Annotated in this window: 16 protein-coding genes; 14 read left to right on the forward strand and 2 right to left on the reverse strand. The window is 37.0% G+C overall.

Annotated elements, in window-relative coordinates; genetic code table 11:
• Window positions 1–35: 35 nt before the first annotated feature.
• Window positions 36–389, reverse strand: coding sequence for a four helix bundle protein (locus EGI26_RS02395; protein ID WP_255076104.1), 354 nt, complete (start codon window positions 387–389; stop codon window positions 36–38).
• Between the two features lie 88 nt (window positions 390–477).
• Here EGI26_RS02395 and EGI26_RS02400 point away from each other — a divergent pair, with 88 nt between their 5' ends.
• The 13 genes from EGI26_RS02400 (at window position 478) to EGI26_RS02460 (ending at window position 21165) form a co-directional block, all read left to right on the forward strand.
• Entirely contained in the window at window positions 478–1155 is a 678-nt protein-coding gene (locus tag EGI26_RS02400; RefSeq protein ID WP_255076105.1) for an ABC transporter ATP-binding protein, read from the forward strand.
• Window positions 1156–1262: 107 nt separating this feature from the next.
• Window positions 1263–1613, forward strand: a complete 351-nt coding sequence (locus EGI26_RS02405; protein WP_255076107.1) for a hypothetical protein — start codon at window positions 1263–1265, stop codon at window positions 1611–1613.
• A gap of 47 nt (window positions 1614–1660) precedes the next feature.
• A complete protein-coding gene (locus tag EGI26_RS02410; protein WP_255076108.1) occupies window positions 1661–4087 on the forward strand; it encodes an ABC transporter permease in 2427 nt (808 codons plus the stop codon).
• Between the two features lie 136 nt (window positions 4088–4223).
• A complete protein-coding gene (locus tag EGI26_RS02415) occupies window positions 4224–6677 on the forward strand; it encodes an ABC transporter permease (RefSeq protein WP_255076109.1) in 2454 nt (817 codons plus the stop codon).
• Between the two features lie 104 nt (window positions 6678–6781).
• Window positions 6782–9217 (forward strand): ABC transporter permease, encoded by a 2436-nt coding sequence (locus EGI26_RS02420; RefSeq protein WP_255076110.1) that lies wholly within the window; start codon window positions 6782–6784, stop codon window positions 9215–9217.
• Window positions 9218–9306: 89 nt separating this feature from the next.
• On the forward strand, window positions 9307–10746 hold the full coding sequence (locus EGI26_RS02425; RefSeq protein ID WP_255076111.1) for an RNA polymerase sigma factor: 1440 nt from the start codon (window positions 9307–9309) through the stop codon (window positions 10744–10746).
• A gap of 257 nt (window positions 10747–11003) precedes the next feature.
• A complete protein-coding gene (locus EGI26_RS02430) occupies window positions 11004–11528 on the forward strand; it encodes an RNA polymerase sigma factor (protein WP_255076193.1) in 525 nt (174 codons plus the stop codon).
• Window positions 11529–11590: 62 nt separating this feature from the next.
• Window positions 11591–12310: a HEAT repeat domain-containing protein gene (locus EGI26_RS02435; RefSeq protein ID WP_255076113.1), complete on the forward strand. Its 720-nt coding sequence runs from the start codon at window positions 11591–11593 to the stop codon at window positions 12308–12310.
• 32 nt (window positions 12311–12342) lie between these two features.
• Window positions 12343–13194, forward strand: a complete 852-nt coding sequence (locus EGI26_RS02440; protein ID WP_255076114.1) for a hypothetical protein — start codon at window positions 12343–12345, stop codon at window positions 13192–13194.
• A 38-nt stretch (window positions 13195–13232) separates the two neighbouring features.
• On the forward strand, window positions 13233–14057 hold the full coding sequence (locus tag EGI26_RS02445) for a DUF4097 domain-containing protein (protein WP_255076115.1): 825 nt from the start codon (window positions 13233–13235) through the stop codon (window positions 14055–14057).
• A 168-nt stretch (window positions 14058–14225) separates the two neighbouring features.
• Entirely contained in the window at window positions 14226–16697 is a 2472-nt protein-coding gene (locus tag EGI26_RS02450) for a DUF5916 domain-containing protein (protein ID WP_255076116.1), read from the forward strand.
• Between the two features lie 258 nt (window positions 16698–16955).
• Window positions 16956–19349: an ABC transporter permease gene (locus EGI26_RS02455; protein WP_255076118.1), complete on the forward strand. Its 2394-nt coding sequence runs from the start codon at window positions 16956–16958 to the stop codon at window positions 19347–19349.
• Window positions 19350–19443: 94 nt separating this feature from the next.
• Window positions 19444–21165, forward strand: a complete 1722-nt coding sequence (locus tag EGI26_RS02460) for a S41 family peptidase (RefSeq protein WP_255076119.1) — start codon at window positions 19444–19446, stop codon at window positions 21163–21165.
• Between the two features lie 244 nt (window positions 21166–21409).
• Here the strand turns inward: EGI26_RS02460 and EGI26_RS02465 are convergent, their stop codons facing one another.
• Window positions 21410–22321 carry an alpha/beta hydrolase gene (locus EGI26_RS02465; RefSeq protein ID WP_409035350.1) on the reverse strand — a complete coding sequence of 304 codons (912 nt, stop codon included), beginning with the start codon at window positions 22319–22321 and terminating at the stop codon, window positions 21410–21412.
• A 174-nt stretch (window positions 22322–22495) separates the two neighbouring features.
• On the opposite strand from EGI26_RS02465, the gene EGI26_RS02470 reads away from it, so the two are divergent.
• Complete coding sequence (locus tag EGI26_RS02470; RefSeq protein WP_255076121.1) at window positions 22496–23593, forward strand: Gfo/Idh/MocA family protein; 1098 nt, start codon at window positions 22496–22498, stop codon at window positions 23591–23593.
• The last annotated feature ends 58 nt before the right edge of the window (window positions 23594–23651 follow it).

Genomic DNA, 23651 nt, shown 5'->3' on the forward strand with positions numbered 1-23651 from the left:
CTTTTAGCGAATAGCTATTAGCTCCTATTTTTGGGTTATTTACTTAGTTTTTGGATAAATGAATTTAACATTTTCAAGACCTCAGTTACTGAAGACTCTAAATTATTATAGGTTTCAATAGAAAAATAACCTAGTTCAAAAGAAAGAAACAATTGATAAGACAGTTCTGAAGCTGAGCCATGTGCAATGGTTAAAAACCTTGCTAATTCTGGGTCTGTATTTCGACCACTTCCTTCGGCAATATTTGAAGGGATAGAAACAGCGGAACGACGAATTTGGCTGGTTAGTCCATAAAGTTCATTTGAAGGGAAACTAACCGTGTGTTTATAGACCTTCAAAGTTAGTTGATGGGATTTTTCCCAAACAGATAGATTTTTAAAATTTTTCATAAAGAATAGATTTATATTATAATAGCAAATATAGCAAGCTTCCTGAAAAAAGCTAAAAGCTATACGCTACAAACTAAAAGCTAACAATATGCTCAAAACGACAAATCTTAAGAAGGTATTTAGTACCGAAGAAATTGAAACTACAGCCTTAAATGGCATTGATTTAGAAATCAAAGATGGCGAATTCGTGGCCATCATGGGTCCATCGGGCTGTGGTAAATCCACGTTGTTAAACATAATCGGTTTGCTCGACAACCCGTCGGAAGGAAGCTATGATTTTCATGGAAACGAAGTGGCCAAAATGACCGAAAGAGAGCGTGCAAACTTAAGAAAAGGCAATATTGGCTTTGTGTTTCAGAGCTTCAACCTGATTGATGAGTTGACTGTTTTTGAAAACGTAGAGTTGCCTCTTTTGTATCTAAAAACGCCTACCGACGAACGTAAAACTTTGGTAGAAAACGCCCTGACTCGTATGAACATGATGCACCGCCGCAATCACTTTCCGCAGCAATTGTCAGGAGGACAACAGCAACGTGTGGCCATTGCAAGAGCAGTTGTAGCCAAGCCGAAATTGATATTGGCCGATGAGCCTACAGGCAACTTGGACTCAACGAACGGTGAGGAAGTAATGAAACTGCTGATGGAACTCAATGCCGAAGGCACTACGATAGCCATGGTAACGCACTCACCTTACGATGCCAGTTTTGCTCATAGAAAAGTGAATCTTTTTGACGGCAAAATCGTGACCGAGAATTTCCATGTGTAAACCAAGAGCTTTTAGCCATTAATTATAAGCTCTTTACTTTGGAACTAAATGGATTGAATGAACCATGATAAGCCAAGAAACATTACTTAAAAGCTAAAAAACAAATTATGAAAAAGCTATTAACACTTACATTTCTGCTTGTTTTTGGACAAGTTTACTGCCAGGATTTTATCAAAAAATCGGATGGGACCTACGAACAAGGCGAGGTTATTAGTCTTGAAAACAACATTCTGAAATTCATTTCAAAATCTTCAGATACCTTGGTTTTCAATGTCGAAGACTTGGCTGTCATTCACATATCAAAAGAAGGATTTGTGATGAAGAATCTCCAATTACAAAATGCCCAGTTTAAATCTAACCAATATGGCACTACGATTATTTTACCCGAAAACAGCCTGAAAAACGACAAAAAACTTGGTAGAGAACAAAGGCCGATGAAGAATACTTCAAAATCTTAATTTCTACTCTAAAAAGCATAATCACTCAAGACTTAAAAGACCAAATTATGATAAAGAACTATTTCAAAATCGCATTTCGAAGCCTATTGAAAAACAAAGGCTACAACTTGATAAACATAGCTGGGTTGGGTTTAGGAATTGCATCATCAATATTAATATTTAGCTATTTAAGTTTCGAATATAGCTACGACAATTTTCATAAAGAGCCAGAGAAAATATTCAGGGTTTTAAGAAAAAGTACCCTCAAAAATGGTGAGGTAGAGTATACCCCAGGTTCACCTTTGGCTTTTCAAAAAACATTAACAAGCGAACATCCTGAATTGGGTCAATATGTACCCATTCATGGAATGGTAGAACCAGTTGTAACGGTCATGAATAATGGCTCCGATTTAAGTGGAGCTAAATACAATGAAGATAATCAGGGACTTGTGACAGATCCATCTTTTTTTGAGGTTTTTAATTTTCCTTGGTTAATAGGCAATCCAAATTCGTTAGCGGAGCCCAATGTAGTAGCTCTATCTGAAACTTTTGCAAAAAAATATTTTGGCGATGTTCAGAAAGCTGTTGGAAAAAATATAAAAGTAAATGGTACAGAACTGATACAAGTGGTAGGTGTCATAAAAGATGCTCCATTGAACACTGATTTCAATACTTCAATGGTATTTTCGTATGAAAGTAAACGTAAAAATCCTGAAAAATGGGGCTTTGGAAAATTTGATGACTGGGGTACGACCAGTAGCAATGATCACCTATTTCTTAAACTAGCAGCAAATCAATCAGAAGCAAAAGCAAACGTAATTCTTAGCAAATTTGCGAAAGAAAAATATAAAAATGATGGTGCCAATGATGTGAAGGAGCATTTTTTGGGCAGTTTGAGCCAAGTTTATTTTGATGAACGAGTGAGCAATTTCAAAGACAAAGTGGTATCATCTAAAAAACTTAAAGGTATCGGACTGATTGGCATTTTGATTGTGCTGATGGCCTGTTTTAACTTTATAAATATTGCCACGGCCATTATCGGTAAACGCATAAAAGAGGTGGGAGTAAGAAAAACGTTGGGTTCGCATAGGTCTCAGCTAGCAGGGCAATTCTTGTCGGAAACTTTCATAGTGTGCTTATTATCAGTTGTCCTAGGCTTGTTGGTAAGTATTCTAGGTAAGCCTTGGCTCAGTGCATTATTCGACCTCCCTGAGGCTTATAGCATTTTTTCAAACAAGCTATTGCTTCCATTTTTAGGACTTATACTGTTGTTAGTTACTTTGTTTTCAGGTCTGTATCCAGCTGTGGTAATGTCTAATTTTTCACCACTTGAAGCATTCAGAAGTACAAAGAAAGCCAACTGGAGACAGGGACTTTCCCTCAGAAAAGCATTGATTGTATTTCAGTTTGCAATAGCTATTTTCTTGGTATTTTCTACGCTCATCAATGTGTCGCAACTCAAAATGCTAGACAGCAAAGACATGGGTTATGTAAAAGAAGGCGTCCTGATTTTTTCAGTAGATCCCGAGCTAAGAAGTAGGAATGCCACTCTCAGAAGTAAAATAGAAGCTATTCCAGGAGTAAGCACTATGAGTTTCAACAGCGACGCACCCTCATCAGGAAACAATTGGCAGTCTAACTTCGCCTTTGATCACCGTGCTGAAGACGAGAAATTTAACATTAGTGCAAAAATTGCAGACGCCCAATATTTCGAAACTTTCGGGCTCAAAATATTGGCAGGTAAACCTTATGAAAACACTGACAGTATTCCAAAATATGTGGTAAACGAAACCATGCTCAAAAAACTGGGCAACATAAAGCCCGAAGAAGCAATTGGCAAGCAGATAAAAATGGGAGGCCAAGAATGGAATACCATAGTGGGTGTAGTTAAAGACTTTCAAACAGCTAGTGCCAAAGAAGAAAACAATCCCGTGATAATTTTTCCTGTGAAAAAATATTTTTGGAACAATGCCGTGAAAATAACCTCAGGAAATTTGCAAGCTACGTTGGCTCAAATTAAAGCTGCTCATGATGCTGTTTTTCCAGAATATCCTTTCAGCGGCAAATTTTATGAAGAAAACATAGCCAATTATTACAAAGCAGAAACTCAACAGGGCTTAATTTATAAAACGGCATCTGGAATAGCCATTTTCATTGCTTGTTTGGGTTTGTTGGGCATGGCTGCATTCTACGCTGAGCAACGTAAAAAAGAAATTGGCATCAGAAAAGTGATGGGTGCAGGGTTGGCCAATATATTGCACCTGATGTCGAAAGATTTTCTAATTTTGGTACTTATTGCTACTCTAATTAGTTTACCATTAGCCTATTATTTTTCAAAACAATGGCTCCAAAGCTTTGTGCACAGGATAGACATCACGTGGGAATACTTTGTTATTTCAGGGCTTTTTGCAACTGCAATCACCTTGTTATCTGTGAGTTACCAGGCTATTAGAGCAGCATTAGTAAATCCTGTGAAGAGTTTGAAGTCGGAATAGCCCCCCAACCCCCAAAGGGGGAGTTGAGATAGTGCAGAAAAATTAACAACAATCCTCTTATTCCCCCACTGGGGGCTAGGGGGCTAAACAACGCAGACCCCAGGCGTATTCCCCCACTGGGGGCTAGGGGGCTAAAATGATACGAAACTATTTCAAAATCGCTTGGCGAAGCATCCAAAAAAGCAAAATGATGTTTGCGATAAATGTCATTGGATTGGCATTGGGCATAGCTACCTGTTTGGTTATTTCACTTTTTGTGATTGACGAACTTTCTTATGATAGGTTCAACGAGAACGCCAAACGTATAGTTAGGGTAAATTTAAGTGCTAAAATGGGCGATGAACTTATAGATGAGTCGAGTGTTATGGCTCCTGTGGCTCAGACTTTTAAGAATGAATTTCCTGAAGTTTTGGCCACCACGAGATTGCTCAAGACTGCAGACATCGCTAAGGTTATTTACAAAAACCAAACCTTTAGAAGTGGAAAATCCGCTATGGTGGATTCAACTTTTTTTGATGTTTTCTCTATAAAATTTATAAAAGGAAATGCCAAAAATGCTTTGAATAGCCCCCAAACGGTGGTTTTAACGCAAAAACAAGCTCAAGCCTATTTTGGAAATGACGACCCTATCAACAAAACCATTGAAATCAAAGACCAAGGAGTTTATTCTCAAGCTGGTTATGTGGATTTAAGTGGCTTTTATTCAGTTACTGGTATTATAGAAGAAATTCCGTCCAATGCCCATTTTCATTTTGATATTTTGACTTCAATGGCTGGTAACCCCGATGGACTCAGTCCGAGTTGGTTAAACGGCAACTATCATACTTACCTTTTGCTTTCAGAAAAAGCTGATTTGGCACAATTGGAAACCAAAATGAAGTTGATTCCTGAAAAATACATGAGTTCTCAGATAAAATCTGGAATGGGAATGACATTTAAGGAGTTTTTGGACAAAGGCAATAAAGTGGGTTTTAGACTTTTGCCACTTACGGATATTCATCTTTATTCTGATTATAAATTTGAACTCGAACAACCTGGCGACATCAAAACAGTGTATATTTTCTCTGCCATTGCTCTTTTTATGCTCTTTATAGCCTGTATAAATTTCATGAATTTGTCCACTGCAAGTGCTTCAAAAAGAGTAAAAGAAATAGGAATGCGAAAGGTTTTGGGTTCAGAAAAAAGCCAATTAATCTTTCAGTTTTTGACAGAAGCCTTTATTGCTACTTTGGTGGCCATGTTTTTAGCTGCTCTGATATTTTTCTTTGCTATTACATTTTTCAACCAAATATCTGGCAAAACTTATTCCATCCAAGACCTCTTGAATCCTGAAATTTTGGGTGTCATTTCACTACTTACATTAATAATAAGCATCATAGCGGGTGCCTATCCTGCCTTTTTTATGTCGGGTTTTAAACCTTTGCAGGCATTAAAAAATAGATTTTCTACTGGAAATACCAAAGGTATTCGGAGTGGTTTGGTTGTATTTCAATTTGCTATTTCGGCTACATTAATCATTGGCACTTTGGTGGTTGGGCAACAAATGCAATACATTAAAAACAAGGACATTGGCTATGATAGAAAACAGTTGATAGTTATCCGACAAGCTGGACTTTTGGGCAAAAATTTTGAGGCTTTTCGCGATGAATTAAAAAAAGACAGCCGAGTAAAGAATATTTCCACGTCGGCATTTCTACCCGCTGGGCCTTCAGATAATTTCTCAACCGTTGTGTCTCCTTTGAACGATCCCTTGCAAAGAATTCGTGCCAAAAACTTCAATATCGATGAAGAGTACATTCCTACACTAGGCATGAAATTGTTGGCGGGTAGAAATTTCTCCAAACAAACGGGAATGGAAAAAAACAATATTATCATCAACGAATCGGCCATTAAGGCATTCGGTTTAAAAGCCAACCCAATTGGGCAGACTGTTTTGGAATCAGTTGGTGCAGACAAACCGAATGAAATTCTGACCATAGTTGGACTCGTAAAGGATTTTCATGCACGGTCTTTGCACGAAAAAATTGACCCTTTGATTATGCGTTATAATCCATATTACGGATTGATTATCAAGGTAAATTCAGAAAATTCTGCTGATTTGATAAGTACTATGAAAAGCAAATGGACTTCTTACGGTACTGGTGAGCCTTTCAACTACGCATATTTAGATCAGTTGTATAACGAAACCTACCAAAAGGAAGCTAATATGAATTCCATTCTTAGGATTTTTGCTATTCTAACCATTTTTGTGGCTTGTTTGGGCTTGTTCGGTCTGGTAACTTTCACTACCGAGCAACGATTCAAAGAAATTGGAATCCGGAAAGTACTGGGTTCATCAGTCCCACAAATAGTTGGTTTGCTTTCAAAAGATTTCTTAAAGTTAATAGCAGTTTCATTCTTAATTGCCTTTCCATTAGGTTATTATGTAATGCAGAATTGGCTTCAAGACTTTGAATATCGTACTGAACTACAATGGTGGGTTTTTGTGGTTGCTGGTTTAGTAACTGTCTTAATTGCCTTCTTAACGATTAGTTACCGAAGTATTCAGGCAGCATTGATGAATCCGGTTAAGAGTTTGAAAACGGAGTAGCCCCCAAACCCCCGATGGGAGCTTTTGAAAGCCTAAATTTTCGGGGATAAAATTTTTAAACGCCAACCTCGGTGTTCTCCCATTTGGGGAGTTAGGGGGCTAACATGATAAAGAATTACATTAAAATCGCATGGAGAAATCTCCTAAAAAACAAAACGTTTAGCTTTATCAATATTTTTGGTTTGGCTGTTGGGCTTTGCTGTTTTTTATTGATTTCACTTTATGTAATAGACGAACTCAGTTACGATCGTTTCTATGAGAATGCTGATAGAATCTATCGTATCAATTCTGATATTCGTTTTGGTGGAAACGATATGAAAATGTCACAGAGTGCTGACCCTATGGGTGCTGTACTCAAAAAGGATTATCCTCAAGTAGAGCAGTTTACTAGGATTTACACCAATTACGGCAGCAATTTCATCAAAAAAGGCACTGAATTTATCAGCGAAGAAAAAATTGCACATGCCGACTCTACTTTTTTTGATATGTTTTCGATACCTGTTTTAGAAGGAAACCCGAAAACAGCATTGGACGCTCCCAATACTGTGGCTATTAGCAAATCTACTGCTCAAAAGTACTTTCCAGCCACTGATGCGTTAGGGAAAACACTCGAAATTGGCCTAACCAACAAAACCATTTATAATATTACGGCGGTTTATGAAGACATGCCCTCCAATTCTCATTTCAATTTCGATTTTATCTGCTCAATGGATAATGTAAATTACGATTGGGGAAATTTCACTAGCCACAATTTTTCTACCTACATCAGGCTGAAAGAAGGTGTTGATTACAAGATATTTAACAAGAACTTTGATCAAGTGATTGCCAAATATATGTTGCCCAAATTAGGCCAACTTATGGATATTAAAAATCTGGATGAATTCAAAAAAACAGGTAATAAGCTCGAATATAGCCTTTTCCCAATGACAGACATTCATTTAAAATCCGATAGGTCGTCTGAAATCGAGGAAGGGAGCGACATACAATATGTCTATATATTTGGAGCTGTGGCTGTATTTCTATTGCTGATTGCCTGCATCAATTTCATGAACCTCAGCACAGCTCGCTCTGCCAATCGTGCCAAAGAAGTTGGTATCAGGAAAGTTTTAGGCACAGAAAGGCGAACGCTAATAAGTCAATTTATAGCCGAATCAGCTCTGACAAGCTATATAGCGATGGCTTTGGCTCTACTGATGATTGCTTTTTTGATACCACCTTTCAACGAGCTCTCGGCAAAATCATTTTCATTCTCTACGTTATTTAACATCAAATTCTTACCCATTTTATTACTATTGCCTCTTTTGGTGGGCATATTGGCTGGCTATTACCCTGCATTTTTCTTATCGGCCTATCAGCCCATAGAAACCTTGAAAGGCAAGCACAATGCGGGTTTTGTCAAAAGCAATCTTCGAAGTATATTGGTCACATTCCAATTTGTGGTGTCTCTAACCCTCATTATTTCAACGATTATCGTTTATCAACAGCTCAATTATATCCAAACCAAAAACGTTGGATTCAATAAAGATCAGGTTTTGATTTTGGAAGGAATAGGTGCTTTAAAAGAAAACCAAGAGGCATTTAAAAATGAGATTACTCAATTAGCAGGGGTAAAAAGTGCCACAGGTGCTAATTATCTGCCTGTTTCTAATTCTTCAAGAAACGACAACACGTTTTCAAAAGAAGCTGTAATGACCAAAGACAATGGCTTTGGCATGCAAGTTTGGAGGATTGATTACAATTACATTCCGACATTGGGTATGGAAATAGCCAAAGGCCGAAATTTTTCTAGAGAATTTGGCACAGATTCGAGTGGACTGATTATCAACGAAACAACGGCCAAGTTACTGGGCTATTCAGATCCAATTGGCAAAAAAGTATATACCAGCAATGGCGATGGTTCACAAATGAATATAAGTTATACCATTGTGGGTGTTGTGAAAAACTTCCACTTTTCTTCTTTGCGAGAAAATATTGGTCCATTATGCATGAAATTGGGTGTAAACAGAAACGGATTGGCATTTAAAGTGAATACAACAGACATGCCAAATTTACTAAGCCAAGTGGAATCGAAATGGAAGAAAGCTGCCCCTGATACCCCATTTCTTCATAGTTTTTTGGATGAATCATTCGACGAAATGTATAGAGCCGAGCAGCGAATCGGGAAGGTAGCTCTAATTTTTGCCTTTCTCACTATTCTGATTGCTTGCTTAGGTTTGCTGGGTCTTGTGACTTACATGACAGAGCAACGAATCAAAGAAATTGGCATCAGAAAAGTATTAGGTGCAAGCATACCATCGATTGTGGGTATGCTCTCTATGGATTTTTTAAAGTTGGTACTAATAAGCATTTGTATTGCTTCTCCACTTGCGTATTTCGCCATGAAAAACTGGCTACAGGATTTTGCTTATAGTGTACATATTTCTTGGTGGATTTTTGTTATTGCCGGTGTTTTTACAATGTTAGTTTCCATACTTACAGTAAGTTACCAAGCCATAAAAGCTGCACTAATGAACCCTTTGAAGAGCTTGAAAATGGAGTAGTTTTGAAAGTGGAGTTGCAACAAAAATGTTTTATATTAAAAAATAAACATTTTACTGCCACCAAATGAATAATCTGTATCATGAGTATTATGGATAGTTCAAATTTGATTGAAACATCAAAATCTTTTTGGGAAAATGCCTACAAACAAAACATCAACAAAATGATTGGCGTTAGCTATCGCTATACAGCTGATAGACAAATAGCTGAAGACTTGGCCCACGATGCGTTTATGATTGCATTGGAAAAAGTATCGAGTTTTGAAGGAAAAGGAGCATTTGAGGCATGGCTAAGGCGTATTGTTGTCAATGTTTGTATGCAATACTTCCGAGAGCAAAACAAAAGGAAATACATAAAAGATTGGATACTTAATGACTCAAATACAGTGGAAACTCAGGAGGAGAATCAGTCTAATGAAAATCCAAACTTTACAGTTGACGAACTTCTGGCAGCAATAAATCAACTGCCTGAGCATCACAAATTGGTATTCAATATGTATGTGATTGATAAATTTACACATGCTCAAATCGGAAAGGAATTAGGAATAAGTGAAGGCACTTCGAAGTCGCATTTGGCAAGGGCACGAAAAAAAATAAAAGAGTTGCTAAATGAGCAATTAAAGACTGGCAAAAAGAAAAAATCTGCCTTTTTACTCCTTTTTTGGAACATTGATGGCTTTTGTAGAAAAAAATTCAGAAATTTTGAAATCCAAAATCTCCGAGATTTCTCTCTTGATTCTTTAAACCTCCTACAAACTTCAATGCCAAGATTTAAATCTCCAAATCTATTTTTTAGCAATTATTTGGGCTTTGGAGTTGCTGGAATGGCCATTTTAAGTTTATTATTTTGGCAAAAAGCCCCTAATCCTGCTGAAAAAACTGGAAGGATAAATTATAGCAAAAGCTTAGACGCAAGTAAGTTTCCAAAAATAAATACAAACAATACTGCCACTGTTTCTAAAAATTCCATCATGGATGATGAAAATGAATTTTTAAACAAAAAAGCAGACAGTATGAAAAATTTTAAAGCATTAAGTGCTATTGTGGTAGCAAGCACAAGTTTAGCACTACCCATCAAGGGACAAGAACTGGTAAAAATTGAGACTAATACTACTCCTCAAATTGAAACAAAACCCGTTGTTTCATTAAGTATCCAAGCCAACACAAAAGCAAATGTCAATGCAAATGTTAACATCAATACAAATACCAAAGTAAATGTCAATAACAATATCGATTTGGAAGGTACATTTTATGGTGAAAAATTGAATTGGTCAGCAGAAAACAATAACCTTTATTTTGAGGGTAAGTCAGTGGTAAATTTTGGCAAAAACAGCTTTATTAGTTCTGGTTCTTCTAATTTTTTAGAAAAAGTCTATTATTTGGTAGTTGATGGAAAATCTGTAAAACTTGGATCCAACATTAAGCTTTCTGATAAAAAATATAATCTCAATCAATTATCTTCAAAAACAGCTACAGAAAAATATGGGGAAATCGGAAAAAAAGGAGCGATAGAAATTTCACTGGCTGAGTGAAAATGAAAACTATAAAAGCCATCACTTCCTTTTCAAATCTTCAAGTTTCAACAAATACAATATGTCAATACATAGGATTTCGAAAAATTATCTAATATATAATTCATTGATTATGAACGCATTGGGAATTGTTAATTAAATTCTTTAAAAATATTCTACTTTTATTGTAACCTTATTCATCAAGTGGAGTTTCCACATTCAAATCACCCTAAAAACAACAAACAAAACGATTGAACGCATTAACAGACAATAGCCTCATGCTTAAAGTAAAAGCTGGTGATTTAGACAAGATGGGCTTGTTGTTTGAGCGTTATCATAGGCCTTTGTTTGGGTTTTTATACCACACCACGGGCCAGGTGGCCCACAGTGAAGATTTGGTACAAACGGTTTTTTACAGGATGTTGAAATACCGCCATACTTTTTCGGGTGAGGGTGAGTTCAGAACTTGGATGTTTCATTTGGCCAGAAATGTTGTGAACGATGCCGCCAAGAAAAATAACAAAGTGCAATATGAGGCAGACATTACGCAGATGAGCGAAAGGACAATTTCGACGCCATCGGCAGATGTTCAACTCGAAACAAAACAAGAATCTGAAGTTCTGCACCAAGCTTTGGCAAAGTTGAATCCTGAACACCGAGAAGTTTTAATTTTGAGCCGTTTTCAAGAATTATCGTATCAAGAAATTGCCGAAATTCTTAAAACTTCAGAAGGAAACATCAAAGTAAAAGTGCACAGAGCCATGAAAGAATTGAAGGAGATATTTTTAAAAGAAACAAATTAAAAATCAATAAAGTGTAACCGTTGGTTTTGGTTTAGAAACACCTTATTATTTGATATAAAGAAATGGACGAACAATTTGATGATATTGAAAAAACGCTTTGGGTGCAATTGGGCAAAATGCCAGTTCCTGAGCCAAGCAAAGATGTGAAAACTCGTTTTCATGCCATGCTCGATACTTTCAAGGCGGAAGAAGAAGCCAAAAAAGAAGGTTTGTTTCAAACAATAGTTGAACGTTTCAAATCGCTATTTGCTTATAAGCCAGCATACAATTGGGCTTATGCCATGATACTCATTGTAATCAGTAGCAGTGCAGGATATTTTATTGGAAAACCCAACACCGAAGTTGCCGCCAACCACAATGAAGTCAAAAGATTGTCGTCAGAAGTACAAGATATGAAGCAGATGATGATGCTCTCTATGCTCGAAAATCCTGTTGCTACTGAGCGACTAAAAGCCGTAAGTTACACACAAGAACTAAATAATGTTGACGACCAAGTGGTAGATGCACTGCTGACAACGCTCAATTTCGACCAAAACGAGAACGTACGCCTCGTTACACTCGAAGCCTTGATTCAGTTGGCAGAAAATCCCAAAGTACGTGAGGGCTTGGTACAATCGCTTCTTACACAAGATTCACCTTTGATGCAAGTCGCATTGGCCGATGCGATGGTGAAACTACAAGAGAAGCGTTCTGTCAAACAATTTAAGGAGATGCTCAGAAAAGAAAACCTCAATGATGCCGTGAAAGGTAAAATAGAGAAAACGATTCTGGTGCTGTCATAAGAAGGTTCAAAATACAAAATCAAAACAAAATTATGAAAAAGCTAATTATACCGATATTATCGGTACTGGTAATCTCATGCACAAATTCAAGTGCTCAAGACACCAAATTTCAAGAGAAAATAAACAAAGAGTTCACCGTTTTACCCAATAGCGTGTTGGCTGTTTACAACATCGACGGCCACATAAAAGTGGAGGGTTATGATGGAAACAAAGTACTAATTGAAGTTGACAAAACAATCTCCGGTAAAACAAACGAGATTATGGAGCAAGGAAAGAGGGAATTCAGGTTAGAGTTTGAGCAAAAAGATGATAGTGTAATTGTTTACATTGCCGAGCCATGGGACTCTCGCCCAAAAACCAACAGATGGAACAATGACCAGAGAAAAATTCATTATCACCACAATCTCAATTTTACAATAAAAGTACCTAAAACTCTGAACCTGTCTGTCTCGACTATAAATAATGGTGATATAGTGGTGAATGATGTAGAAGGGTTTATGAAAGTGAACAATATCAATGGGAAAATCACCGTAAATAATGCAAAAAATGCTAATGAAATTCATACCATCAATGGCGATGTTAACATCAATTACGTAGCTTTGCCACCTGATAATTCACAATATTATACACTGAACGGCAAGTTGACAGTGGTTTTTCCAGATAACCTCTCAGCAGATTGTTCTTTCAAAAGTTTTAATGGCGAGTTTTATACAGACTTTGAAAACATAGAAAAATTACCTTCAAAAATCACAAAAACTACCAAAGAAAATGAAGGAGGTACCGTACACAAACTCAACAAAGGCAGTGCCATAAGAATTGGAAGCGGCGGTAAAAATCTTAAATTCGAGACTTTCAACGGAAATATTTATATCAAAAAATCGTAAGGCAATTTTTCAAATTGCTTTGCAAAACAAACAAAAAAATGAAAATAAATAAGATAATATTCGCAGTTCTAATGCTATTTGTAGCAATACCCTTTTTGGCTCAGAGTCAAGAAAAAGAACAACTGACTATTCCATTGTCAGACCCAAATAAAGAAGGAAAACTAAATGTTGGCATCATCAGTGGTTCCATAAAAGTGATTGGTTATGCAGGAAAAGAAGTTATTATTGATGCCATTTCGGTAGAAAAAAATAATAAAAAATATGGCCAAGAATCAGAAGGAATGAAAAAAATAAATTCAAATGATGGTTTTGAGCTAACAGCAAAAGAAAAAAATAACACGGTGAATGTGGGTGTAGATAATGTAAATATGCACATCAACATCACCATCAAAGTACCACATAAGTTTTCGCTCAAAGTGAGCACGATTAACAATGGTGATATTTCGGTAGAAAATGTAATTGGAAACCTCGAAATAAGCAACATAAACGGCTTTATAAAGATGAAAAACGTGGGTGGTTCGGTAGTGGCCAACACCATCAATAAAGACATTGTGGTGAACTTTACCGAGATTACTCCTAACACACCAATGGCCTTCACAACCCTCAACGGCAAGGTAGATGTTACGTTTCCTAGCTCGTTGAAAGCGAATGTAAAACTCAAAACAGATATGGGTGAGGTATTTACTGATTTTGACATTGATTTAGACAAAGCACCTACCAAAATAAATCAGTCAATTGACAAAGAAAATGGTCTATACAAAATCAAAAAAGACGATTGGACTTACGGCAAAATAAACGGTGGAGGTTCAGAGATTATGATGAAAACCATGCAAGGAAATATCTATATCCGAAAAATTAAATAATTAATACGCTAAGTGCAACGTTCCTAAAAAAAACGTATCATTAACCACCTTTATAGGTCTACTGAATTTTGCTAAAAGCCTTCCTTTAACAATCCTTTAGTAGACCTATTTAGTGAATTGTACAAAATTGATTGTTGATTGCCCAGATCACTTTATGAAAAAACTATTATGAAAAAGTTAAGCTTACTATTTTTAGTAATGCAGGTGAGTTATGCCTCATTTGCTCAAATTATCCCCAAAGTAATCGATGCCAAACGTACCAACAAGGTGGTTTCAATTGATGGAAAACTCAATGAGCAAGCCTGGGGCGACGCATCCAAATTAGATGATTTTACCGAATTCCGCCCAGTAATTGGCAGAAAAGAAAGACCAGAAATTCGTACCGAGGCGTTTATTATGTACGACGACGCGGGTATTTATTTTGGCGGAACTTGTTTCGAAAGCACTCCCGATTCTATATCTAGAGAACTTTCAGGACGTGATGGTTTCGGTGCCAACGACTACATCGGCCTTATTTTTGATACTTACCACGACAATCTCAATGGTTTTGAATATTTCGTTACGCCCTTAGGCGAGCAATGGGATGCCAAAATGACCTCGAATCAAAACTCAAACAATGGTGGTGAAGACTTTGCTTGGAACGCCGTTTGGCAAAGTGCAGTAGTGATTCATGAAAAAGGCTGGACTTTCGAGATTTTCTTGCCATATTCTGCCATTCGTTTTAGTAAAGATAAAGTACAAGACTGGGGGCTGAATATTACTCGCAGACGTAGAAAAGTTGAAACTCAAAACACCTGGTCTGCCATAGACCCCAACAAAAATGGATTTCTGACACAAGAAGGCCTTTGGAAAGGTATAACAGACATAAAACCCCCGCTTCGTTTACAGCTTTATCCCTATTTTTCGGTTTATCAGAATCACTTCCCGGCCGATGTTGCCGACCAAAAAAACTGGACAAGCCAAGTGTCTGGTGGAATGGATATGAAGCTAGGCCTAAGCCAAGCTTTTACACTCGACGCAACACTTATTCCAGACTTTGGGCAAGTGCAAAGCGATAATCAAGTGCTAAACCTGACTCCTTTTGAAGTGAAATTCAACGAAAATAGGCAATTTTTTACTGAAGGAACCGAACTCTTTAGTAAGGGAAATCTCTTTTATTCAAGAAGAATTGGTGGGACACCCATCAACCTTTACGATGCTTATGACGCCGTAAAACCAGGTGAAGAAGTATTAAGAAATCCTTCAGAGTCAAAGTTGATAAATGCATCAAAAATTTCAGGCAGAACCAGTAAAGGGCTTGGAATCGGGCTTTTGAATGCCATCACTAAGCCTCAATTTGCAACCATTCAAAACAACGAATCTGGCGAAATAAGGAAGTACGAAACCGACCCAACGACCAATTACAATATTTTTGTTTTGGATCAAAACCTCAAGCACAATTCGTCGGTGAGTTTTATCAATACAAGTGTTTTGAGAGGAAGTAATGAGTACAATGCCAATGTAAGTTCAGCTCTTTTTAGCCTAAACGATAAGAAAAACAATTATAATTTTTCAGGAAATACAGCCATTAGTCATTTAGATTTTAAGAGTGCTGATAAAGATAACTCTACTGGCTATAGTCATAATTTTGGTTTTGGCAAAACTAGCGGCAGGTTTCAGTTTAGAGCTTCGCAAGAATTAACAGACACCAAGTACACGAGCAATGACTTGGGATATTTTACCAATAACAATTTCATAAATCACTATGCCTATGTAGGTTATCGCTTCATAAAACCCAAAGGCTGGTATAACCGCATGAACTTCAACCTGAATCTAAACTCTAGCCATTTGTTTTCAAAAATTGGCGATATAGATACAAAATATCAGAATTCAAGAATCAATTTCAACTTCAATGCCCAGCACAAAAAGATTTTCTGGTTTGGTGTTTTCTCAAACTTTCAACCTACACACAACGATTTTTACGAACCTCGTGTGGCTGGCAGAGTTTTCAAAAGAGGCAATAGTTTGGGTGTAGGCACTTGGTTTGAAACCAACAATGCTAAGAAATACTCGGGATATGCGGAGATATTTGGTCGTAAATATTTCAACTTTTATAACCTTAATCTCTCAGAAACTAGCTTCAGCCATAACTATCGTTTCAATTCTAAATTTTCTGTCCGTCATGGCATGCACATTACTTCTCACAATAAGGGCTTAGGATTTACGACCATTATAGATGACAAGTCGATTTTTGCTCTTAGAAAAGTGAAATCAATCGAGAACACGCTCAATCTCAAGTACAATTTTACCAATAAAATGGGATTGACTTTCAGAACAAGGCATTATGCAAGTGTGGTGAACAACAGGGAATTTTACGAATTGATTGAAGACGGACTATTGTCTAAAAGAACCGATATAACTCAAAACCTCGACAGAAACGTTAATTATTTTAATATTGACATGGTTTACACATGGCAATTTGCCCCGGGAAGTTTCATGAATGTGGTTTGGAAAAATGCTACAGTTCATAGCTCTGACAATGCCAAAGTTGCATATTTGGAAAACCTCCAAAACACGCTCCAGTCTGAACAAAACAATAACATTTCGTTGAAGGTGATATATTTTCTTGACTACCTGACTATTAAGAAATTGGTAAAATAGAATTTTACAGTCATTTTATAATGTCCGAAGATGTACCGCAAATGTCCATTTTTGGACATTTTTTTTGTTATATTATATTTTGAATACTAATTATCAGTGAGTTATGACTTTGGCATAGGATTGGATATTAAATATTAAATTATGAAAAACTGTCTCTAAGTTTTGCTTAGCGTCAATAAAAAGTACAAGAAATGCCCATGAGGATTGATTGTTTTTTGACCAAACACAATCATAATTTTTATGCAAACTAACAAAATTATGATAAAGAATTACATCAAAATCGCCTGGAGAAGCCTTGTGCACAACAAAGTGTATTCGCTTATCAACATCGTTGGTTTGTCTATAGGATTATCAGCGGCCATTTTGATTTTGCTATATGTAAAAGACGAGATAAGTTACGACAGATTTCATACTCAATCACCGAATATTTATCGTGTCGTAAGTGATTGGTATCACCCCGATGGTTCAATTGGGCATCGCGATGGAATGTCGAGTAATTTGCAAGGGCCTATTTTTAAAACTAAAATACCTGAAATCGAGGCGTTTGTTAGGTATTCAAGTGTTTTTCGAGATATTAGAGCCAAAGGCGAAGTCAAAGGGTACGAAATGAACTACACCGATAGCAATTTCTTCTCAGTTTTTGATTTTCCGATGCTGGCTGGAGACCCTAAAACGGCTCTTGTAAAACCTATGTCGGTGGTAATTTCAGAAGAAATGGCCCTTAAATTTTTCAATTCAGTTGAAGTAGTTGGGAAAACCCTTGAAATCAGCAGCGACAATCAATTTACGCCATATTTGATAACGGGTGTAACTAAAAAATGTCCTGAGAACAGTTCAATAAAATTTCATTTCCTGTTGCCCAAATTCGTAAATCCCGAAGAAACTGCTGCTACCGAATGGTGGTTCAATTTCTCGTACCACACTTTTGTTTTATTAAATCCGAAGGCCAACATTGCCAATGTGGTCAAAAAAATGAAAGAAATCAATGCATCAGATGCCGCACAAGCCAACAAAATCATTTTAGAAAAATATGAAATCAAAGACAAGGTGGTATTTAATCTGCAACGTTTGCAAGACATTCACCTCAGTACCGATTTGCCAGCCCAATATGGACTATTAGAAGCCAGTAATCCCACTTACAGCTATATTTTATCGGCCATTACTTTGTTTATTTTGCTGATTGCTTGTATCAATTTTGTTAATCTTACAGTAGCTCGTTCGCTGAAAAGAGCCAAAGAAATAGGTGTCAGAAAAGTGGTGGGAAGTAGCCGAAAACAATTAATTTGGCAGTTTTTAGGAGAGTCTTTCTTCCTTAGTTTTATAGCTTTTACCTTGGCTATTTTAGTTGTTCAATTGATTCTCCCAACTTTCAACCAATTGGCTAACAAATCACTTTCTATTTCTTATCTTTTTGATGCTCAACTACTTTTGGGATATTTCTTAGTGTTTGTCGTAACTTCTTTTTTGGCCGGATTTTATCCTGCCATGGTACTTTCGGGCTATAGTCCCGTCAAGACACTTTATGGACAAATGATGTTTTCAGGCAAAAGTTATTTGCAAAAGTCTTTGGTGATATTGCAATTCGCCTTGGCCTCTTTTCTTATCATCCTTTCGTTTAGTTTTTATTCTCATTTCAACTTTCTCATCAACAAAGACTTAGGCTATGATGACAGCAATACCATAATGGTTGAAAAATGGGATTTGACCAAACAAAATGCAGAAGTTTTAAAAGAACAGCTCCTTAAAAATCCTAATATTTTGCAACTAGCTCCAAAGAACGGCGAAAACTGGGAAGATTTGGGTAAAATAAATGGTGGACAAAAACTCAATTTTGGACTAGGAATTATAGATGAAGAATTCCTTCCATTGTATAAAATCCCGCTTGTTAGAGGTCGAAATTTTTCAAAAGATTTTCCAACCGATTCTACTCAGTCGGTATTGGTCAATGAAACATTTGTAAAAAAAGCCAACTGGAAAAATCCGCTTGGGCAAATAGTTGATTACCCTATCAACAGCGGCCGAAAATATCAGGTAGTTGGTATTGTAAAAGACTATCATTACCAATCACTTAACACCGAAATCAAACCGCAGATGTTTGTCATGCAAAGCACAGGTTTTGGATTTTTGAATATCAAAATAAAACCCAACACAGAAACGGCAAGTATTGTGTTCATAGAAAAGACTTTCAAAGATTTATTCCCGATGAATGCTTTTGTATATAAATTTAAAGATTTAGAAAACCAAAAAGCCTATGAATCCGAGCAAAAATGGAAACAAATTATGCTTTTTGGAGCAATTTTAACCATTTTTATTTCTTGTATTGGCTTGTTTGGTTTGGCTACACTGTCGGCTGAAAAACGCACGAAAGAAATAGGCGTGAGAAAAGTGATGGGAGCCTCGGTGACAAGTATAGTAAAATTGCTTTCTACCGATTTCTTAAAATTGGTGAGTTTGTCGTTTATCATTTCATTTCCTTTGGCATATTTGGCCAGTCAAAAATGGCTTGAAAACTATCCATACAGAGAAGTCTTCAACTGGTGGATATTTGGAATTACAGCCATCACAACCATCGCTATTGCCTTGCTCACAGTTGGTTGGCAAGCCATCAGAGCGGCCTTGATGAATCCTGTGAAGAGTTTGAAGGTGGAGTGAAAGTATTTTTAACTCAAAATAAAAAATCTGCTGCAACGTTTTATTTTGAGTTAAACCATAAATGTTCTATTCTTGCATAACAAACACATTAAACATGAAAAAAACTGTAATCACTCTACTTTTACTATTCACAAGCTTCTTAGAAATAAAGGCACAACACACTTCAGAAGCATCGGGGAAAGCCTATGAATATTTGCAAGGCGAACGTGCAAAAGCCGATAAAGTTTTAGGAGATTGGGCCAAACCTCCACTGGATAGTTTGAAAAAAGCCGAGAAAATTTTGCAAGATGCACTTACTTATTATCATAGTCAAGATGTGAAAGCATTGGCAAAAACAGATAAGTACCTTTTCGGCCGTGAGAGCGATATTAATTTTGACATGGCGGTCATTAAAATAAAAAAAGGGGAACAAAATGGTGCTATTGCTTTACTGAAAAAAAATCTATCGGGTAGCTCGGGAAGTGCCTATGCTAAATGGATGAAAAACGATACTATTTTTGAAAGTGTTGTAAATGCTCCAGAATTATTGCCTTTTTTCAAAAAAATCGAGGCATCTAATAGAGTTTTTAATGGAACTGCTTTAAATACGCCTTATAAGTATAATATTTCTGATGCCGAAAAACTGGCAGGGCTTTCAAAATTTTGGTCAGAAGCAAAGTATAATTTTGCGTATTTTGAAAACCTACCTGACTTGGACTGGGATAAACTTTATTTAGAATACATACCCCTCATACAAAACACTAAAAACACTTTAGAGTATTACCAAGTAATGCAAAAATTTTGTGCGGAATTGAAAGATAGTCATACTAACGTTTGGTCTACATCCGATAGTTTACGCAGCCTAACAAACTTTGCTCCACCTATCCGCACCACACTTGTAGAAGGTAAAGTATTAATTACAAGTGTTTTGAGCGATAGTCTTCAAAAGTCAGGAATCAAAGTAGGTATGGAAGTAGTGAGTATTGACAAGATTCCTGTGAAAGAATACGCCCAAAAGCTCATGCCATATCAGAGTAGTTCTACTGAGCAAGATTTAAGGCTTCGTACCTTTACTTATAGCCTATTACGAGGAAATAGAGAGCAGACAGTCGAACTCGAATTAAAAGGTATTGATGGCAAAATATCTACTCGGAAACTTCCTCGAAAAGGCTATGGAGTCCTCAAAAAAACAGAATCAGTTGAGTTTAAAATCTTGCCTAATAATGTAGCTTATTTAGCAATCAATGAATTTGAAACGAGTAAATCTCGTGAAAAATTTATGAGTATTTTTGATAGCCTTTCTAATACAACCGCTCTAATATTAGATATTCGTAGAAATGGTGGCGGAAGTACTGATGTGTCAATACTTAAATGTTTGACTGATAAACCCATAAAACAAGGACAACATTTTGTGCGAAAATATGTGCCAACCTATCGAGCATGGGGCAGTGAAGAAGGAATTGTTTGGCAACAAGAGCCTGTAAGTGATTGGTCGCCTAATGGTAAAAAACTATATACAAAGCCCGTTGTATTGTTAATTAGTTCACAAACATTTTCTGCTGCTGAAGATTTTGCCGTTATTTTTGACAGCATGAAAAGAGGCAAAATGATTGGCGAAGTCACAGGTGGAAGCACAGGACAACCTTTGCCATTTTCGTTACCTGGCGGGCTAATGGGCAGAGTTTGTACCAAACGAGATTTATATCCTGATGGAAAAGTGTTTGTTGGTGTTGGAATAAAACCCGACATAGAAATAAAGCCAACAATCGTGGATATTCAAAAAGGTAGAGATACAGTTTTAGAAGGTGCGTTGGAGTATTTGAAGCAGCAGAAGTAATTGCTATTTAGCCAAAAGAATAAAAGGTTAGAGGTGTAAAACCTTTAACCTTTTCGTTTTTAATGCCAAAATGTATATTTCTTCTATTTCTTTACACTAATTTGAAGTGCTATTTAAGGCCTAATTTTGAATTTAAAATATTATGAATTTTGTTTAATACAATTTTAAAATTCGATATTTTAGCGGTACAAATTTAATGGAACTTATTCCTAAGTTCCGCCAAATTTTCACTCAAATCAATATCTCATTTCGCCACCAAAAACTTATTAACATCTAACCAATGCGTAAAGGCATCAAACCATTTGTTGCTTGTGCGGTTGGGATTCCCAAGGCCGAAACCATGCCCGCCATTTTGGTAAAGATGAAATTCGACAGGTATGCCAGCTTTAAACCATGACTCTACAACACCGAACTGACCTCTAAACAGGAAATCATCTGATGCTATGGCTGCAAACATCGGCGGAGCATTTTTTGGTACTTCTACTGGTCCCATACCGCCATATATTGGCCCAATAAACGCCAATTTCATGGTTTTTGAATGTAAAGTAGAATGCATGGTAAGTCCCGCACCAGCAGAAAAACCAATCATTCCAATTCTTTTGGTGTCCACGCCCCACTCTTTTGCTCTGTTGATAATCATAGCGTAAGCTGCTTCGGCATCTTGAAGTTGATTATTAAGATTTCGTGCTGGTGGCGGTGTAGCTGCTTTTGAACCATCGGCTGGGGCTGGGGCTGGAGTTCGTGGACGGTTCATCCAAGCTGTGAAGTCCTCAAGTTTTTCAGGAGTTGGGTTAAGTCTGTATTTCAAAACAAACGCTGCAACACCTTGTTTTGCAAGAGCTTCTGCTACTTCCCAGCCCTCATTTCCCAAAGACAACCAACTAAAACCACCACCTGGGGCTACTATCACAGCGGTACCATTTGCTTTGCCTGGCTCTGGCAAAAATGGTGTAAGTGTAGCCTTGGTAATATTTCGTGCCATAGGATCGCCCCACTGACGAAACCAAGTTTCGGAAGCAGGTTGATTTTCAACGCCTCCTGTCCCTAAGGGAATTGCATTGGGCTCCTTTGGGGTTTCCAGAGGATAAATAGTTCCATCTTGGGCTAAAGCAAGTTTCGAAATTGAAAGTGCTAAAAGCACAAAAGCCAATTTCATGATTTTTTTAATACTAAATTTCATTTTCTGATATTTTAAGGTTGAAAATTCAAATATAGTGTATTTTTGACACATTTAAATAATTTGCGATTAATTATATTTTTTTGTGATAAAAAGTAATTTAATATGGATATTGGCTTTAGAATTGCATAAAATAAACTAAAGACTTTTTACATGAAAGAAGCCCTAAACCGTAGATCATTTATAAAAGGAATTACCGCCTCTTCAGCCTTGATTCCATCCCTATCTTTTGCCAATTCTCCATCTAAATATGAAGGAAAGAAAATCAAAGTAGCTTTGGTAGGCCTTGGACGATATGCCGAATATATGGCATCGCAAATGAAAGACTGCCAATATTGTGAGGTAGCTGGCTTGGTCAGTGGCTCACCAGAAAAACTGGAATCTTGGGGCAAAGAATATAACATTCCGACCAAAAATAGATACAATTACGAGAATTTCGATAAAATAAAGGACAATCTAGACATAGACTTGGTATACATCATTTTGCCAAATGCCATGCACAAAGAATATGCGATACGAGCCGCAAAAGCCAAAAAGCATGTATTGGTAGAAAAACCCATGGCCATCAATGCAGCCGATTGCTTGGAGATGATAAAAGTTTGTAAAGATAACAATGTGCAGCTAGCCATGGGCTATCGCCTTCATTTTGAGCCTTATAACATGGAAATGATGCGTTTAGGTCAGAAAGAGATATTCGGAAAAGTTAGAGTTGTTGAAGCTTCATTGGGATATTTTGCTGGCGAAAAAGGCGAGTGGAGATTAAGTAAAAAATTGGCTGGAGGCGGCCCATTGATGAACCTTGGGGTGTATTGTGTGCAAGCAGGCAGGTATATCACTGGCGAAGAACCCGTTACAGTCACCGCTCAGTTTGGTCCAATTTTACGAAAAGAATTGTTCACCGAAGTGGAAGAATCTATCACTTGGCAAATGGAGTTCCCCAGCGGTGCAGTTTGTACATCTACTTCAACCCTTGCGGCAGGTATAGATAGGCTATATGCAAGTGCCGAAAATGGACGCTTTGAACTTAGTCCCGCCATCAGTTATGGCCCATTCAAAGGCCGTACACACGAAAAAGAGATGGATTTTCCACAAATAAACCAGCAAGCCGCTCAAATGGATGCCATCGGCAAGATAATATTAGAAAATAAACCAATGCCTGATCATATTTCGGGAATTGAGGGTTGGAAAGACATGAAAGTTTTGGATGCTATTTATAAGGCGGCTGAAACTGGGAAGAAGGTGAGGATTTAGAGATTCCTTTTCTTATATGAAATAATTAAACACACGACTCCTCTCCCTCGTCCACACA

Origin of the sequence: Lacihabitans sp. CCS-44 (assembly GCF_024343735.1) — a bacterium.
Classification (GTDB): domain Bacteria; phylum Bacteroidota; class Bacteroidia; order Cytophagales; family Spirosomataceae; genus Leadbetterella.

Excerpts from the sequence above, each read along its gene's own strand:
- EGI26_RS02400 (WP_255076105.1), top strand. The coding sequence starts at position 478 with ATGCTCAAAACGACAAATCTTAAGAAGGTATTTAGTACCGAAGAAATT.
- EGI26_RS02415 (WP_255076109.1), top strand. The coding sequence starts at position 4,224 with ATGATACGAAACTATTTCAAAATCGCTTGGCGAAGCATCCAAAAAAGC.
- EGI26_RS02440 (WP_255076114.1), top strand. The coding sequence starts at position 12,343 with ATGAAAAAGCTAATTATACCGATATTATCGGTACTGGTAATCTCATGC.
- EGI26_RS02410 (WP_255076108.1), top strand. The coding sequence starts at position 1,661 with ATGATAAAGAACTATTTCAAAATCGCATTTCGAAGCCTATTGAAAAAC.
- EGI26_RS02465 (WP_409035350.1), bottom strand. The coding sequence starts at position 22,321 with ATGAAATTGGCTTTTGTGCTTTTAGCACTTTCAATTTCGAAACTTGCT.
- EGI26_RS02445 (WP_255076115.1), top strand. The coding sequence starts at position 13,233 with ATGAAAATAAATAAGATAATATTCGCAGTTCTAATGCTATTTGTAGCA.
- EGI26_RS02435 (WP_255076113.1), top strand. The coding sequence starts at position 11,591 with ATGGACGAACAATTTGATGATATTGAAAAAACGCTTTGGGTGCAATTG.
- EGI26_RS02425 (WP_255076111.1), top strand. The coding sequence starts at position 9,307 with ATGGATAGTTCAAATTTGATTGAAACATCAAAATCTTTTTGGGAAAAT.
- EGI26_RS02470 (WP_255076121.1), top strand. The coding sequence starts at position 22,496 with ATGAAAGAAGCCCTAAACCGTAGATCATTTATAAAAGGAATTACCGCC.
- EGI26_RS02455 (WP_255076118.1), top strand. The coding sequence starts at position 16,956 with ATGATAAAGAATTACATCAAAATCGCCTGGAGAAGCCTTGTGCACAAC.
- EGI26_RS02420 (WP_255076110.1), top strand. The coding sequence starts at position 6,782 with ATGATAAAGAATTACATTAAAATCGCATGGAGAAATCTCCTAAAAAAC.
- EGI26_RS02430 (WP_255076193.1), top strand. The coding sequence starts at position 11,004 with ATGCTTAAAGTAAAAGCTGGTGATTTAGACAAGATGGGCTTGTTGTTT.
- EGI26_RS02460 (WP_255076119.1), top strand. The coding sequence starts at position 19,444 with ATGAAAAAAACTGTAATCACTCTACTTTTACTATTCACAAGCTTCTTA.
- EGI26_RS02405 (WP_255076107.1), top strand. The coding sequence starts at position 1,263 with ATGAAAAAGCTATTAACACTTACATTTCTGCTTGTTTTTGGACAAGTT.
- EGI26_RS02395 (WP_255076104.1), bottom strand. The coding sequence starts at position 389 with ATGAAAAATTTTAAAAATCTATCTGTTTGGGAAAAATCCCATCAACTA.
- EGI26_RS02450 (WP_255076116.1), top strand. The coding sequence starts at position 14,226 with ATGAAAAAGTTAAGCTTACTATTTTTAGTAATGCAGGTGAGTTATGCC.